The sequence below is a fragment of the Acidimicrobiales bacterium genome, from assembly GCA_036491125.1.
In the GTDB taxonomy this organism is placed as follows: Bacteria; Actinomycetota; Acidimicrobiia; order Acidimicrobiales; family AC-9; genus AC-9.
On sequence record DASXCO010000059.1, the window covers coordinates 58601 to 73547 of the forward strand.

General features: G+C 70.7%; 15 protein-coding genes. 6 read left to right on the forward strand and 9 right to left on the reverse strand.

Translation table 11 applies throughout. The annotated features are described in order from the left end of the window. The first annotated feature begins 42 nt into the window (after positions 1-42). The gene (locus VGF64_04645; protein ID HEY1634024.1) at positions 43-711 is read left to right on the forward strand and encodes a hypothetical protein; all 669 of its coding nucleotides are present in this window, start codon (positions 43-45) and stop codon (positions 709-711) included. Between the two features lie 84 nt (positions 712-795). Here VGF64_04645 and VGF64_04650 read toward each other — a convergent pair whose 3' ends face one another. From VGF64_04650 to VGF64_04670, 5 genes are all read right to left on the reverse strand, one after another. Next, entirely contained in the window at positions 796-1740 is a 945-nt protein-coding gene (locus VGF64_04650) for a patatin-like phospholipase family protein (protein HEY1634025.1), read from the reverse strand. A gap of 39 nt (positions 1741-1779) precedes the next feature. Beyond that, positions 1780-2448 (reverse strand): hypothetical protein, encoded by a 669-nt coding sequence (locus VGF64_04655; protein HEY1634026.1) that lies wholly within the window; start codon positions 2446-2448, stop codon positions 1780-1782. Positions 2449-2589: 141 nt separating this feature from the next. Further along, complete coding sequence (dnaE, locus tag VGF64_04660; GenBank protein ID HEY1634027.1) at positions 2590-6237, reverse strand: DNA polymerase III subunit alpha; 3648 nt, start codon at positions 6235-6237, stop codon at positions 2590-2592. A 187-nt stretch (positions 6238-6424) separates the two neighbouring features. Next, on the reverse strand, positions 6425-6949 hold the full coding sequence (locus tag VGF64_04665) for a bacterial proteasome activator family protein (protein HEY1634028.1): 525 nt from the start codon (positions 6947-6949) through the stop codon (positions 6425-6427). A gap of 20 nt (positions 6950-6969) precedes the next feature. Continuing rightward, positions 6970-8061 carry an alkaline phosphatase family protein gene (locus tag VGF64_04670; GenBank protein ID HEY1634029.1) on the reverse strand — a complete coding sequence of 364 codons (1092 nt, stop codon included), beginning with the start codon at positions 8059-8061 and terminating at the stop codon, positions 6970-6972. A 132-nt stretch (positions 8062-8193) separates the two neighbouring features. Here VGF64_04670 and VGF64_04675 point away from each other — a divergent pair, with 132 nt between their 5' ends. After that, positions 8194-8640, forward strand: coding sequence for an Rrf2 family transcriptional regulator (locus VGF64_04675; GenBank protein HEY1634030.1), 447 nt, complete (start codon positions 8194-8196; stop codon positions 8638-8640). A 13-nt stretch (positions 8641-8653) separates the two neighbouring features. Here VGF64_04675 and VGF64_04680 read toward each other — a convergent pair whose 3' ends face one another. Both VGF64_04680 and VGF64_04685 read right to left on the reverse strand, forming a co-directional pair. Next, the gene (locus VGF64_04680) at positions 8654-9211 is read right to left on the reverse strand and encodes a histidine phosphatase family protein (protein ID HEY1634031.1); all 558 of its coding nucleotides are present in this window, start codon (positions 9209-9211) and stop codon (positions 8654-8656) included. Then, positions 9211-10452: a lysylphosphatidylglycerol synthase transmembrane domain-containing protein gene (locus VGF64_04685; protein ID HEY1634032.1), complete on the reverse strand. Its 1242-nt coding sequence runs from the start codon at positions 10450-10452 to the stop codon at positions 9211-9213. Before VGF64_04685 ends, VGF64_04680 begins: the two co-directional genes overlap by 1 nt. 199 nt (positions 10453-10651) lie before the next feature. Here VGF64_04685 and VGF64_04690 point away from each other — a divergent pair, with 199 nt between their 5' ends. From VGF64_04690 to VGF64_04700, 3 genes are read left to right on the forward strand one after another with little or no spacing between them, the layout of a single operon-like run. After that, positions 10652-11176, forward strand: coding sequence for a hypothetical protein (locus tag VGF64_04690; GenBank protein ID HEY1634033.1), 525 nt, complete (start codon positions 10652-10654; stop codon positions 11174-11176). Between the two features lie 20 nt (positions 11177-11196). Next, complete coding sequence (locus VGF64_04695; GenBank protein ID HEY1634034.1) at positions 11197-12198, forward strand: trypsin-like peptidase domain-containing protein; 1002 nt, start codon at positions 11197-11199, stop codon at positions 12196-12198. Positions 12199-12208: 10 nt separating this feature from the next. Then, the gene (locus tag VGF64_04700; protein HEY1634035.1) at positions 12209-12451 is read left to right on the forward strand and encodes a DUF2630 family protein; all 243 of its coding nucleotides are present in this window, start codon (positions 12209-12211) and stop codon (positions 12449-12451) included. A gap of 1 nt (position 12452) precedes the next feature. Here VGF64_04700 and VGF64_04705 read toward each other — a convergent pair whose 3' ends face one another. Then, positions 12453-13379, reverse strand: a complete 927-nt coding sequence (locus VGF64_04705) for an ROK family protein (protein ID HEY1634036.1) — start codon at positions 13377-13379, stop codon at positions 12453-12455. A gap of 267 nt (positions 13380-13646) precedes the next feature. On the opposite strand from VGF64_04705, the gene VGF64_04710 reads away from it, so the two are divergent. Continuing rightward, complete coding sequence (locus VGF64_04710; protein HEY1634037.1) at positions 13647-14465, forward strand: sigma-70 family RNA polymerase sigma factor; 819 nt, start codon at positions 13647-13649, stop codon at positions 14463-14465. Between the two features lie 80 nt (positions 14466-14545). Here the strand turns inward: VGF64_04710 and VGF64_04715 are convergent. Further along, positions 14546-14947, reverse strand: a 402-nt coding sequence (locus tag VGF64_04715; GenBank protein ID HEY1634038.1) for a pseudouridine synthase, incomplete at its 5' end; no start/stop codon positions are given.

Consider the following 14947-nt stretch of genomic DNA (forward strand, 5'->3'; position numbering starts at 1 on the left):
TCCATCCGACAACGCACAGGCAACCGGAGGCATGATGGGGCCGTGAGTCGTACCGGTCTCTCGTCGCCCCGGCTCGACCTCGCCGGGGCGGAGCTCCGGCTCCTGGTCCTGGCCGAGCGCCCCGACGAGTATCTGGCGGTCGACGTCGACTCGGGCGCGTTCGTGCGGGCGCACGGCTCCACAGACACCGACACCGCCCCGAGCCACATCCTGGACGTGATCAAGGTCGAGCTGGCGGCCAACGAGCACGCCAGCGACCTCTCGCAGCCCGAGGCGGTCACCATGGCCGGACCGGCACGACCGGCCCGCCGGGTTCGCCGCGGACGAGTGAAGCGATATCTGCGGGCCCTCGTCGCGCCCAAGGGTGAGCCGCTGCTCGGCTTCCCCGCCTCGGCCACCCCGTACTGGACCCTGAACGGCACCCGGCCGTCGCTGGCCCTGATCACGCCCGACGATGGCCTGACGGTCACCAGGCGTCAGCCCGACGACACCCTGTGGGCCCGATTCCAATGGGATGCCGGCCTGCACCACCTACCCGTCGATGACGCCCGCCTGTCCACTGCTTTCGCCGACGGTCGTCGGGTCCGTCTCGCCGGCCGGGCGCTTTCCCACGCCCTCGGCCATCGGCCCCACTACCTGCTCGTGGCGCTCGCCCCACCGCGCAACGGCCACTGCTACAAAACGCTGGTGGCCGTGCTCCCCCGCCAATGACCAGCCGGGCCTGGCGTTCTCCAGGCACCTAGGGCGGCGAGGGCCCGGGAGGCCGGTCCGAAGGAACGGCCCCAGGCAACACGTCTAGGCCGTGAGGGCGGCGAGGGCCCCGCGGAATCGATCGGTGGCCAGACTGCGCGCCGTCGACTCGTACGCATCTCGGGCCGTGCGGTCGAGACCTGCGCCTCGCATGAGGTTGATGCCGTGGGCCCGCACCTCGGCCGCCGTCGGCCGCAGGAGGAGGACCTCGGCGCCCCGTCGACGGGCCGCGCCGGCTTCCTGGGCGAGCGCCCGGGCCGGCACCCTGCGAGCCAGCTGGACCACGGGCCCGGGCGCCCCGGCGGGGTCGTAGGCCAGCGGCGCCACGCCGATGATCAGATCACAACCGGCCTTCGCGGCTAGGTCAAGGTTGGTGGTCGAGTGCGCGCCCCCGTCGACGAGCACGTGATCGCCGACCCGGACGGGGGGGAAGATCCCCGGTATGGCGCAGGAGGCCTGGACGGCGCGCGGCAGGTCGACGCGGGTGTCGGCGTCACGGCCGAGCACGACCCGCCGGCCGCTACCGATGTCGACGGCACAGAGCCACAGGGGCTCCGTCGGCCACGTCGCTGGCAGCTCGGCCTCCAGCCTGTCCCGACCCTCGGCCATGGCGAACAACCCGCCGGGGAACGCCCGCCTCAGCACGACCGGCACCGCCGGGACGGGGATACGCAGCACCGAACGGCTGAGCACGTATGCCGACCCGACGCCTCGCTGCACCAGCTCGAGCGGTGAGGCGAAGTTGGGAGCCAAAATGTCTCCCCATCCATCACGCTCGGCGCCGTCGGGGGCGAGCGCCTCGTTCCAGAAGTCGGCCGTCGACCAGCCGCTGCGGAGGTAGGCGGCGATGGCCGCTCCAGCACTGGTGCCCACGATCAGGTCGGCCGAGGCCAGCCGGATCCCTCCCTCCTCCTCGAGGGCGTGGAGCACGCCGGCGTGGTACGCCAGGCCGACCACTCCACCGGCACCGAGCACCAGTCCGAGTTTCACGACTCCCCCCCGCCGCCGCGCGCTACGAGTCGGGTGGACTCATCGGCCCAGCCGTCCTTCGGCCAGGTCCTCGGCCATGGCCCACCCGAAGGCGACGAGGCAGTCGTAGCGCTTCTCGGTCAACGGAGCGAAGAAGGCGGCGACGTCGGCGGGGCCCGACTTCAGGCTGCGATACTCGAGCACGCCGCCCGGCGAGCCCGTACCACCGAGGACGAAGGTGCGGTCATCGAGGCGCCCGTCGGCGCCGAAGCGCTTGGCCAGGCGACGACCCCACGCCCGCTCCTCGCCGGTGGGGCGGTGCTCGGGCCGGGGAACGACGTCGGCGAGGCCCCTGAAGGCGTCGAAGGCGCCGGGATCGGCCATGCGCGTCCCGACCAGCACGTCCTCGTCAGGGAACGCCAGCAGGGCCCGCCGGTACTGGTCACCCATCAGGGTGCGGACAATCTGCTCCCGCTTGGACGTCGACTTCACCGAAGCCAGGCCGACCAGGAGAGACGGCGTCCCGCCGATTCGCTCGAGCGTGCAGAACGAGAACCCGGCCAGCCTGCCACCCTCTCGGGCCTGGGTGACCAGCACCCATTCGTCGCGCTGCTTGGAAAGGAACCCGACGTCGAAGCCCGCCGAGCCGTCGGCACAGATGTCGGCCATGTCGGCCAGCTCGGCGTCGCTCAGCGCGGTGCAGTCCTTGGTGTCGACCTCGATGGACATGGCCTCTTGAGAACTCCCATTCGACCTGGTGCTTGACTACTTCCCCACCAGATTACGGGATGGCGCCCGGATCTGTCCCATGCGGGGCCCGCCCCTGGCCGGCCACACCACCGCCGCCGCCCGACCCTGTGAGCGTCGCGCTCAGGTGACGACGGCGTTGGGACCGAGGAGCACCCGCACCTCGGCGACCACGCCGGAGCGGGCATCCACGTTGAGCTCGTCCGGAAGACGAATCACCTTCTCCCCCACGTGCAGGAACACCGGCGAAGGGCCGGGGTGATCGACCAACAGCTGCTTGAGGCCCTCCAGCAGCGAGTCGGTCAGGCTGGGCAGCGGGAGACAGATTCGCAGCGGCGGACCGTCGTCGGAGACCAGCTGGGGCCGGGTGAGGCCCATGCACACCAGCTTGGGCTGGTCGTCGCGCGTGTCGATCCGACCCCTGACACACACCGCCACGTCCTCCTCGAGCAGGGCGCCGAACTGCCGCATGGCGCTCGGGAAGACGAAGGTCTCGATCGTGGCCTCCAGGTCCTCCAGCACGAACGTGGCCATGTGGTCACCACTCTTGGTGTACTTGCGCACCAGGTTGGTGACGACGCCTCCGACCACCCGAACTTCGCTGTCCCGACTGCCGTTGGCCCCCCCGGGCGCGAGCTCTCGCAGCTCGGTGATCGTGCAATCGGCGTGCTTGGCCAGCGCCGTCTCCATGCCCATGAGCGGATGGTCACTGACATACAGGCCGAGCATCTCCTTTTCGAACGACAGCCGCTGGGCCTTGTCGAACTCGACGTCGGGGATCGGAACCCTGGAGTCGTCGAATCCAAGCGTCGACCCGCCGGCCCCGGCGTCTGGCCCGGAGCCGTTGCTGGTCCCGCCACCGGCGCCGCCGTCGTCCATGGTCGCGAACAAGCTCATGATGCCCAGTTCGGCCTCCCGCCGCCGGGCCAGGGTGCGGTCGACGACCTGTTCGAAGACGAGACACAAGCCTTTGCGCGGGTGGCCGAGCGAGTCGAAGGCTCCTGCCTTGACGAGGGACTCCACTGTTCGCTTGTTGAGCACCGCCGGGTCCACGCGGTCGCAGAAGTCGTAGAAGTCGCGGTAGGGGCCGCCCCGCTCCCGCTCGGCGACGACATGGGCGACGAGGCCTTCGCCCACGTTGCGGATGGCCGACATCCCGAAGGGGATGGCACCCGACCCGTCCTCGGATTCAGGCTGGGCGATGAAGTCCGACGCCGAGAGGTTGACGTCGGGGACCAGCACCCGGATGTGACGGGCGCGGCACTCGCCGAGGTAGACCGCCGTACGGTCCTTGTCGTCCTTGACGCTGGTCAACAGGGCAGCCATGTACTCGACCGGATAGTTGGCCTTGAGCCATGCGGTCTGATAGGCGACCAGGCCGTAGCCATACGAGTGGCTCTTGTTGAAGGCGTAGTCGGCGAACGGCTCGATGAGGTCGAACAGCGCCGTCCCCAGGGCCGCGCCGTAACCGGTGCGCTCGCAACCGGCCACGAACTGTTCCCGCTCGGCGGCGATGAGAGCCCGTATTTTCTTCCCGCAGGCCTTACGGAGCCGGTCGGCCTCCGCCAGGCTGTAGCCCGCGAAGCGCTGCGCGACGCGCATCATGGACTCCTGGTAGATCATCAGCCCGTAGGTGTCCGCCAGGATCTCCTCGAGATCGGGGTGGAGGTAGGTGATGGGCTTGCGGCCGCACTTGCGGTCGGCGTAGTCGTTGTGCATGTTGGCGGCCATGGGGCCCGGCCGGTAGAGGGCCACGAGGGCGGCGACGTCCTCGAACCGGCTGGGGGCGAGCGACCGCATCAGCGTCCGCATCGGCGCACCCTCCAGCTGGAAGACCCCGACCGACCGTCCCTCCCTGAGCATGGCGAAGGTCGCCTCGTCGTCAGGAGGGAGCGCGTCGATGTCGGGCCGGTGGCCCCGTGAGCGCTCGACCAGATCGAGCGCCCGCTCGATCACGCTCAGGTTGCGCAAGCCGAGGAAGTCCATCTTGAGCAGGCCCAGCTCCTCGACGCCGTGCATCTCGTACTGGGTGACGATGGGCGCGTCCTCCGCCGCAGTGGAGGGATCGGGCTTGCGCTGGATCGGAAGGTGCTCGGTGAGTGGCTCGCGTGTGATGACCACGGCGGCAGCGTGAATGCCCGCCTGACGACGCAGCCCCTCCAGTCCCTTGGCCACGTCGATCACCTGATGGGCGTCCGGATCGCTCTCGTACATCTCCCGGAGACCGGTCGCCATCTTGTAGCCGTCCTCCTGACCCTCCTGACGCTCGAGGCACGCCCCCAGTGGAGTGTCACGGCCCATGACCAGCGGCGGCATGGCCTTTGCGATCCTGTCCCCGACGGCGTAGGGATAGCCGAGCACCCGAGCGGCGTCTCGCACCGCGGCCCGAGCCTTGATGGTGGAGAAGGTCACGATCTGGGCGACGTGGTCCCAGCCGTAGCGCTCGGCGGCGTAGCGGATCATCTCGCCCCGCCCGCGCTCGTCGAAGTCCATGTCGATATCGGGCATCTCCCGCCGGCCGGGATTGAGGAACCGCTCGAAGAGCAGGTCGTGGTGGATGGGATCGAGGTCGACGATACGTAGGCAGTAGGCGACGCAGCAGCCGGCGGCCGATCCGCGGCCGGGCCCGACGCGGATGCCCGCAGATCGGGCGTGGCGGATGAGATCCCACACGACGAGGAAGTAGGCCGAGAAGCCCATCTCGGCGATGACGTCGAGCTCGAACTCGAGCCGCTCGACCACCGCCGTGGGGATCGGCCGCCCGTACCGCTCCTGGGCGCCCGTCATGCTCAGGTGGCGAAGGTAGGCGGCACCGGCCGCCTCACCGCCGCCGGCGGAGAACTCCTGGGGCACGGGGAACTCGGGAAGCTTGGGCTTGCCGAACTCGATGTCGACCGCGGCACGCTCGGCGACCCAGAGCGTGTTGTCGCAGGCGTCGGGCCAGTCCCGAAACAGCTCGCGCATCTCCGCCGCCGGCTTCAGGTAGTGCTCCTCGCCCTCGAAACGGAACCGCTTGGGGTCGTCGCGCATCGCGCCGGTTTGGACGCAGAGGAGGGCGTCGTGGGCCATCGCGTCGGACCGGTGCGTGTAGTGGCTGTCGTTGGTGGCGAGCAACGGCGCCCCCAGATTGCGGGCGATGTCGATCAGGCTGGAGTTGGTCTTGCGCTGCTGCTCCAGACCGTGATCCTGGAGCTCGACGAAGAGGTTCTCGCGACCGAAGATGTCCTGGAGTCGCCCGGTCAGCGCCGTGGCGCCGGCCAGGTCGCCCCGCTGGAGCGTCTGGAGGACGACCCCTCCGAGGCACCCGGTCGTGGCGATGACGCCGTCGTGGTGGCGCTCGAGCAGCTCCCAGTCGAGACGGGGCTGGTAGTAGTAGCCCTCGAGGTAGGCGGCGCTCGAGAGCTGCATGAGGTTGCGGTAGCCCTGGGTGGACTCGGCCAGGAGCGTGAGGTGGTAGTAGAGCTTCTCCCCTCCGTCCACGTCACCACCGGTGTCGTCCACCCGGCCCCGCCGCACCGGCCGCTCGTGACGACTGGTGGCCGCCATGTAGGCCTCGATCCCGACGATGGGCACGACCCCCTGGGACTGGCACTCCTTGTAGAAGTCGAGGACGCCGTACATGTTGCCGTGGTCGGTGATGGCGAGCGCTGGCTGTCCGTCGGCGACGGCCGCCGCCACCAGGTCCTTCACCCGGGCGGCCCCGTCGAGCATGGAGAACTCGGTGTGCACGTGAAGATGCGCGAACGAGTCCCCTCCAGTTCCGCCCGCCACGCGCACCTCCTCTACTCGAGCCCCGTTGTCCACACCCTGTGGATGAGTTACACCGCTGTCATTCACCCTATCGCTTTTCCGCGCGACCTCGCCGCCCGGATGGTCCTCTCTCTGGATCCGTTTGGGCGACGGGCTCCGCCCGAGGGTCGCTCTCGCCCGCGGTCCTCACCGCACCCAGCGCGTCCGACTAAAGGTAGGTACCGGGCCGGGAGGATGGCGCGTCCTCGGCTCCCGGGGGGAGCTGGCGGCGCCGCATCTCGTCCAGCTGCGACCGGGCGTTCACCTGTTGCGCGAACAAGGTCGCCTGGATGCCCTGGAACAGTCCCTCCAGCCAGCCCACGAGCTGGGCCTGGGCGACCCGCAGTTCGGCCTCGCTCGGTGTGCTGGGCTCGAACGGATGCGAGATGCGGTCGAGCTCGGCGGCCAGATCGGGCGAGAGCCCGTCGCTCAGCTCCCGCACCGAGGTGTCGTAGATCTCGCGGAGACGGGTCCGGCTCTTCTCGTCCAGGGGAGCCTGGCGCACCTCCTCGAGGAGCTGGCGGATCATCGAGCCGATGCGCATGACCTTGGCCGGCTGGGCGACCGTCTCGGTCGACTCGACGGAGCCACCGGCCCCGCCGGATGCCTGGTTCGCCTCCGCCGTCGCGCTTTCCTTGGCGTCCGGAGGCACGACGACCACCTGCGGGGGACCTTCGGGTGTGTCAGGAGCCATGAGACGATCCTTACCTCGGATCAGGCCTGGAGCGCCAGCAGCGGTACCAACATCTCGGCCGAGGTCAACGAGCCGTGCCGGCTGACGAGGCTGACCTCACCGGTGTCCGCGGGGTCCAGGAAGGCGACGGGAGCACGCGCGACCACGGCGACGTCGCCGAGGCGCTGCTCGACCTCGGGAACGGGAATCCCTCCGAGCCACCCCTCGGCCAGCACCTGCTGCCGGGTGCGCACCCAGGCCACGTGGCCGTACTCCGCCGTCGCCTGCTCGGCCAGACGATCGATTCTCCCGGGCCGTGCGTGCAACCAGCGGAAACGGCCCTCTCCTGACAGCAGCGTCACCTCCGCCATGATCTCGGGCGACAAGGTGATCGTGTCGTCGCCGACGTCCACCTGACCGTGGTCGGAGGTGACCAGCAGGGCCGCGCCGGCCGGCAGTACGGCCAGGACATCGGCCACAAGATGGTCCGCGGCTGCCACCTCGGCCTCGTAGTGGGCGTCCAGCCCCCACTCGTGGGCGACCTTGTCGATGCCGTCGTAGTAGGCGTAGACGAGGGGCTCGCCGTCCGCCAGCAGACGAGACACCTCGACCGACAGGGTCGACGGCATACGCCATCCTCGGATCGGAGATCCGGCGAGGTGGGCCGCGGTGAAGCCGGTGCTGGCGAACTCCGCCCGCGTGACGGCCGGGACCCCCCTGCCGGCGAAGGCTGGTGCCGGCTGGAAGACGGCCGGGCGCACCTTGGTCCGGGCGTCTCCAGACTCGGTCCTCCAGCGCAGGACGTTCATCACCTCGCCCTCGCCCACGTGCACCCGGTAGCCGACCACGCCGTGCTCCGCCGGGGTCAGGCCCGTCGTGATGGACGTCAGAGCCGTCGCCGTCGTGGTCGGCACGACCGAGGTGATGGGTCCTCCCATCAGGCTGCCGATCGTGGGGGTCAGGTGCGGCCGGGCCAGCAGCTGCTCCCAGCCGAAGCCGTCGAGCACCAGCAGGACCAGCTGGCTCGCCGCCCGCACCGGCTCGGGGATCCACGGGGGAGGCTCGTGACGGTCACGGTCCAGCAGGGCGCCCACGAGGCCGGTCAGACAGGGTCCTCCATACGTCGGAAGCACCGGACTCGGAGCCGACGGCGCTGGCTGCGGCGGGCCGCCGGCGAGGGCGGCGTCATCCGGCCGCATCGCGCTCGGAGTCGGCTCGGCCTCCACTACAGCGACCTTACGCCCAGGCGCCCTACCATGGAATACGTGAAGGTCTCGACGAGGGGTGACTACGCCAGCCGGGCGCTGCTGTCGCTGGCGCTGCACACCGCCGAGGACGGACCGACCTCGGTACGCGATCTCGCCGATCGCACCGGCCTACCCCAGCCCTATCTCGAGCAGATCCTGCTGGCCCTGAAGGGCGCCGGCCTGGTGCGTTCCAAGCGGGGCGTGGGCGGGGGCTATGTCCTGGCCCGCTCGGCCGACGAGATCACCCTCGGCCAGATCGTCAGCGCCGTCGACGGCCCCATCGTGGCGGGCGACTTCGGCGCGCCCCACCAGAACGGCGCCTGCGACCACGAGGGCCAGTGCGTGCTGCTGGGGGTGTGGTCAGAGGTCGGCAAGCACATGCGATCCCACCTCGACTCCTTCACCCTCGCCGACATGGTCACCCGATCCCGGGGGTGGGCTGCCCCCCTCGCCCCGCTCACCTGACCGGCGCTGCCCGCTAGGGAGCTTCGTTCCACAAGCGGATCACGGGTACCTCCCGCTCGTACCCGAGGACGCTGATCGTGGCGGGATCCAGGGCCAGGCAGCTGCCCGCCTCCGGGCCCAGGCCCACCCAGCGGGCCGCCAGCGTCCGCAGGATGTGGCCGTGGGAGAAGCAGATGACGTCTTCGGGGATCTCCCGGAGCATGGCGATGAGCCGGTCGGCTCGCTCAGTCACGTCCGAGGGCCGCTCACCTTCGGGCGCGCCGTCCCGCCACAGCAGCCAGCCCGGTCGCTCGGCGCGGATGTCGTCGGTCGTCCGTCCCTCGTAGGCGCCGTAGTCCCACTCCACCAGGTCCTCGCAGGGCTCGCCCTCACCCATCCCCGCCAGTCGGCATGTCTCCGCCGCCCGGGAAAGCGGGCTCGTGAGCACCCGAGCGAACCGCCGATCGGCGAGCTTGATGCCGACCTGCTTGGCCTGTTGACGCCCCCCTTCGGTCAGCGGCACCTCCGTGCGCCCGGTATGACGCCCGGACCGGCTCCAGTCCGTCTCGCCGTGGCGGACGAGGGTGATCATCAGTTCGCCCTCCTGGGGGTGAGCGGCGGGCTGGCCTGCTGGACCGATCGGCTGCCGTCGCCCTGCGGGTCGGTCTGGCCGTCGGGCCGCTGCTGGCGCACGGCCCACGGATGGTGCTTGCCGTGGCGGCGGCCCCGACGCTGCTGCAGGGCAAGGTAGCCCCAGGAGATCCAGCCGAGGGGCACGACGCCCCAGAAGCTCACGATGCGGTACAGCAACACGATGGCCACGGCCTCACTGGCGCTCTGCCCGTAGGCGATCAGGGCGAAGGTCAGGCTCCCCTCGACGACCCCGATGCCGCCTGGGGTGATCGGCAGGCTGGCGGAGATCTGGGCCAGGGCGTAGGCGACGAGCACGCCCCGCCAGTGCACGTGGGCGCCGAGGGCCAGGGTGCAGGCGATGAGGGTGGCGCAGTTGCAGAGCCAGTTGGCCATGGCGAGCGCGAAGGCCACCAGCCAGCCCCAGAGCCCCGGTCGGACCCGCCGCACCTGGGACCAGAAGAGGCGGAGCACGGCGGCCATCCGACTCCCCTCGGGGACGAGCCGCTCGGTCGACCCCAGCAGCGTGGCCCACTGCCGCCGGGCCCAAGACGAGTAGCGCACGGCCAGGCCGACGGCAACGGCGAGCAGCGGGATGGCAGCGAGGGCAACGGCGAGCCATCGCAGGCTGGCGACCGGGCCCTGCCTGCCGGCCACCCAGACGCCGCTGGCCAGGATGCAGAACAGGGCAAAGCTCGCCAGGGCACCGGCGACGAGAATCACCCACTCGGCGAGGACCCGGTCGGCACCGCGGCGCCGGAGCTGCTCGTAGGCGAAGACCGCCGCCCACGCCGCGCCGCCGGGCAGCGTCACCGCCAGCGAATTGCCGGCCAGCGTGATCTCGAACAGCGCACCGAAGCCCAGGCGCACGCCGCCGGCGCGAAGCAGCCAGCGCTGGAGCCTGGCGAACACGACGAGCGATGCGAGCTCGAAGACGATGGCGACGACCAGCCAGCCCCAGCGAATGTGCTCCAGCAGGGCCGCACCCTGCTCGAGCCGCTTGGTCTGGGTGCTCGCGGCCACCACGGCGGCGATCAGGATGGCCACAGCCAGGATCCTGCGGACCCACTTCGCCCAGGCCCGCCCTCGGCCTGGCCGGGCGCCGTCGTCCGGCGACGTCTCGGCGGGTGGCCCAGGTCGATGGCGCCGCATGGTCGGCCACGCGGCCCGCGCCTCGCGGCGCTCCGGTTCCAATGACGTCATGAAGCCTGCCAGTAGCGACGCCCCGACGAACCGTTCCCCAAGTCCAGGCGCCGTTGACCGCCCACGCGTCAAAGGCTATCGGCTCGCTCCGTTAGGGCCCCCGAATATCCCTGTTGGCCGGGTGTGGCCAGCCGATCCTTCGTCCGCCCTCGACACGACTGCTGGCCGAGGCTTCGCTACGGTGTAATCTTGTAAGTCCATGGCACCCAAGGCAGAAACCGAGCACATCCGACGCTGGGTCGTCCAGCGCGTACCGAGGGGCTGGTTCGCCGGCTCACCCGAGGTCAACGTCGACGACGACGAGATCCTGATCGTCGGCGCCCTGGACGAGGCTCCCCCCGAGCGGGGTGCGAGCGAGGCCGCCAAGGCGGCCACCAGGGTGGCCCACATCCGCCAGTTCCGGGAGGAGACGCGCGACGCCAGGATGCACACGGCCCAGGAGGCCGAGCACACCTTTGGCCGCAAGGTCTCGTGGGGAGCCCGCTGCGGCGAGTCCTACGAGCTCTTCACGACCATGAGCGTTCCGGTGATGACCAGGCTGCGCATGGGCGAGCGGGCGGTGCTCGACATCCTGGTTGCGTCCGGCGTGGCCCGCAGCCGCAGCGACGCCCTGGCCTGGTGCGTCCGCCTGGTGGGACGACACGAGACCGACTGGCTGACCGACCTTCGCGACGCCCTGGTGCATGTGCACCGGGTCCGAGGCGAGGGCCCCACGACTATCTGAGACCTCTGAGAGGAGCGCGGATGACCGAACCTCGCATCCCATCTGGCGACGTGCTCGACACCTCGCCTGACGCGCTCGGAGAGCACCCGCTGGACGCCTACTCACGCGTCGTCACGTCGGTGGCGGCCAACCTGCTGCCGTCGGTGGCGAGCCTCCGAGTGGGCCGTACCGCCCGGCGGGGCGGCCGCGAGGCGCCCGAGGGAGCCGGCAGCGGTGTCGCCATCACACCGGACGGGTTCATGCTGACCTCAGCCCACGTGGTCACCGGGAGCCGCACAGGCACGGCCAGCTTCAGTGACGGCCGGGAGCTCGAGCTCGAGGTCGTCGGTGCAGACCGGCTCTCCGACCTCGCCGTGGTCCGGGCCAGGGGCTCCGGCCTCAGCGCCGCCGTGCTCGGTGACGCCGACGCGCTGCAGGTCGGCCAGCTGGTGGTGGCGATCGGCAACCCACTCGGACTGTCCGGGTCGGTGACCGCCGGTGTGGTGAGCGGGCTGGGTCGCTCGCTGCCCACCAGGGCCGGCAGCGCGACCAGGATCGTCGAGAACGTGATCCAGACCGACGCCGCCCTCAACCCCGGGAACTCCGGCGGCGCCCTGGCCGACGGCCGCGGTCACGTCGTGGGCATCAACACAGCCGTGGCCGGTATCGGCCTGGGCCTCGCCGTCCCGGTCAACGCCACGACCCGTCGGATCATCGGCGCCCTGATGAGCGAAGGCCGATTCCGGCGGGCCTACATCGGCATCGCCGGCGCTTTTCGAGCCCTGCCGCCGCGGCAGAGCGCCGTCCTCGGGCGCGACGCTGGCGTCGGAGTCGCCGAGATCGTGGAGGGGAGCCCCGCCGCCCGGGCCGGGCTCCGTCCCAAGGACGTGATCCTCAGCATCGATGACGACGACGTCGAGACGGCCGGCGACCTTCAGAAGCTGATGATCGGCGACGCCATCGGCAGAGCTGTCGTCCTGCGCCTCCTCCGCGACGACAGGGTCATCGAGCTCACGGTGACACCGGTGGAGCTGGTCGAGTAGACCGGGGCCCGTGGACGACAACGAGATCCTCGAGCACATCGGCGGCCTGGTCAGCGAGGAGCACACGCTGCTCGAGACGGCCGGGGATGATGGTCTCGACGAGGCCCAGGAGAGCCGTCTCGCCAGCCTGGAGGCCAACCTGGACCAATGCTGGGACCTGCTGCGCCAGCGACGGGCCCGACGGCATGCGGGCCTCGACCCCGACGAAGCCAAGGAGCGCGACACCGGCACCGTCGAGCACTACCGCCAGTGAACTAGGAGGACTGGCGTCGGGGCGTCGCCCGACGTCGGTGGCCATCCCGGCTCGGGGCCTCCCACAGCCGCAGGCCGCCGAGGATCCCTCCGGTGTTCCCGACCATGGTGGCCTTCTCCCCCAGGTCGACTTTGAGGTGCTTGGCGTTGCCCCCGCCGACGTAGAGCCGGTCGTACAGCATGAGGGACTCGAGGGTCTCCGCCGCCACCGCCACCCGCCGGCTCCAGCGCTTGTTGCCGATCCGAAGGCGGGCCGCCTCGCCGATCTGCTGCTCGTAGGTCTCGCCCTTACGGAACGGGTGGTGGGCGAGCTCCAGGTGGGGGGCCAGCTCGCCGTCGAGGAAGAAGCTGCTGCCCATCCCGGTGCCCAAGGTGATCACGCACTCGAGGCCCTCTCCTTCCACCACGCCCAGGCCCTGGAGATCGGCGTCGTTGACCACCCGGGTCGGCTTGCCCGTCCGCTCCTGGAGGGCAGCGGCCAGACCGAACCCGTGCCACGCCTTCACCAGCTCCTCCAGGACCGGAGAGCCGGCGCCAGCGCTGGTCGACAGGTTGGGCGCGGTGATGACGGCGCCCGACCGCACCATGCCGGGAAAGCCCACCGACACGCGGTCGAACGCCGGGAGGCCCCCGGCCAGTCCGAGCACCGCGTCCACGAGCACCCCTGGTGGGCAGGGATGGGGCGTCTTCACCCTCACCCGATCGACCATCATGTCCCCATTGGGGTCCAGCACGGAGGCCTTGATCCCGGTGCCCCCGATGTCGACGGCGAGCGTGGCGGGGCTGGCAGCCCTACCGGTCCCGCCTCCCGGGCGGGCGTCCCCACCGCGCCCGCCTCCCGGGCGGGCGTCCCGGGCCGGTCGTGATCGACGTGGTGTGCCCGATCCGGACTCACCATCCCCGGTCGGAGAATCTGGATCGGAAACCATGAGCGCGATGCAACCGCAATGGGTAAGACTGAGCAAGTGGTCCCTAGGGGCCGCGTGGGCCAACGGGGCGGCGGCGGCCGGTCCGGCAATCAGCTCGACCAAGGCAAACTCGAGCAAGCAGGCCGGGCGGGCTTGAGTCCCGGGGCGGAATTGCTAGGGCGCTCGGGGTGTTTGGGTCTGTGGGGATGAATTCGAGAGGAGTGAAAGATCATCGCTACTGCACGGGATACAGCCACCAAGGATGCGACGCGTAGGTCGTCCGCGCCCTTGGGAGATGCCGTCGGGCTCTTCCTCGACGACCTGGCCCGATATCCCCTGCTCACGGCCGAACAGCAGGTGGAGCTGGCCCAGCGCATCGAGGCGGGCGACGAAGAGGCCAGGCAGCGCATGATCACGGCCAACTTGCGGCTGGTCGTGCACTGGGCCCGTCTGTACCAGGATCGGGGCGTGGACCTGGGCGATCTCGTCCAGGAGGGCACCTTCGGCCTCATGCGGGCGGTCGACAAGTTCGACTGGCGTCGGGGCTTCCGATTCTCCACCTACGCGACGTGGTGGATCCGTCAGGCCCTCCAGCGGGCGGTCCACAACACCGGGCAGTCCATCCGCTTGCCGATGGACGCTGCCGAGCGCGCTCGCCGGGTCGACACGGCCCGTCGTGAGCTGGCCGTGGAGCTGGGACGGGAGCCCGACGACCGGGAGCTGGCCGAGGCGGCCGGCGTCACACTCGGTCAGCTGTCGGACCTGCGCCAGGCGGCGCGGGTCGTGGCCAGTCTCGACCAGACCGTGGGACCGGACTCGGAGACGAGCCTGGGCGAACTAGTCGCGCCGGCTGGAGATCCGTTCGAGGAGGAGGTCGACTCGGCCATCGGGCGTGAGCAGCTCCGACGGGCGGTCGAGAGCCTGAGCCCGCTCGAGCGCGACGTGCTGTGGCTCCGATTCGGGCTCGACACCGGCCAGCCCGCATCACTGGAGAACACAGCCCGACGCCTGGGTATCGGCGTCCGCCGCGCCCGCCAGGTCGAGGGCGACGCCCTCCGCCGGCTGGCCACGTTCCCCGAGCTCGAGTCTCTCCTGCTCGCCGCCTGATCTCCCCCAGGGTCCGGGCAGGGGGGCTATCGGCCGGGGCTGTAGGCCGGCCCGGGAGGCCGGTCGCGGGCGCAGCGCGCCTAGGACAACTCGGCGAGTACCGCGACCAGGTCGGGGGGCAGCGGCGACGAGAAGCTGAGCCGCTCTCCGGTGCGCGGATGGTCGAAGCTCAGCCGATGAGCGTGCAGAAAGGGCCGCCCCAGGGCCAAGCGGGACTCGGCTCCGCCGTAGCGGGCATCGCCCGCCACCGGGTGACCGATGGCGGCCAGGTGCACCCGGATCTGATGGGTCCGGCCGGTCTCCAGTCGACAATCGACCAGAGTCGCCGGCACGGGTAGCCGGTACCGCGTTTCGACTCGATAGGCCGTGCGGGCCGGCCGGCCCCGGCGGGACACCGCCATCCGGGTCGGATCCCGCTCCGACCTGCCCATCGGCGCCTCCACCTCACCGGCGTCGGCATCGACCGACCCGAGGACCAGGGC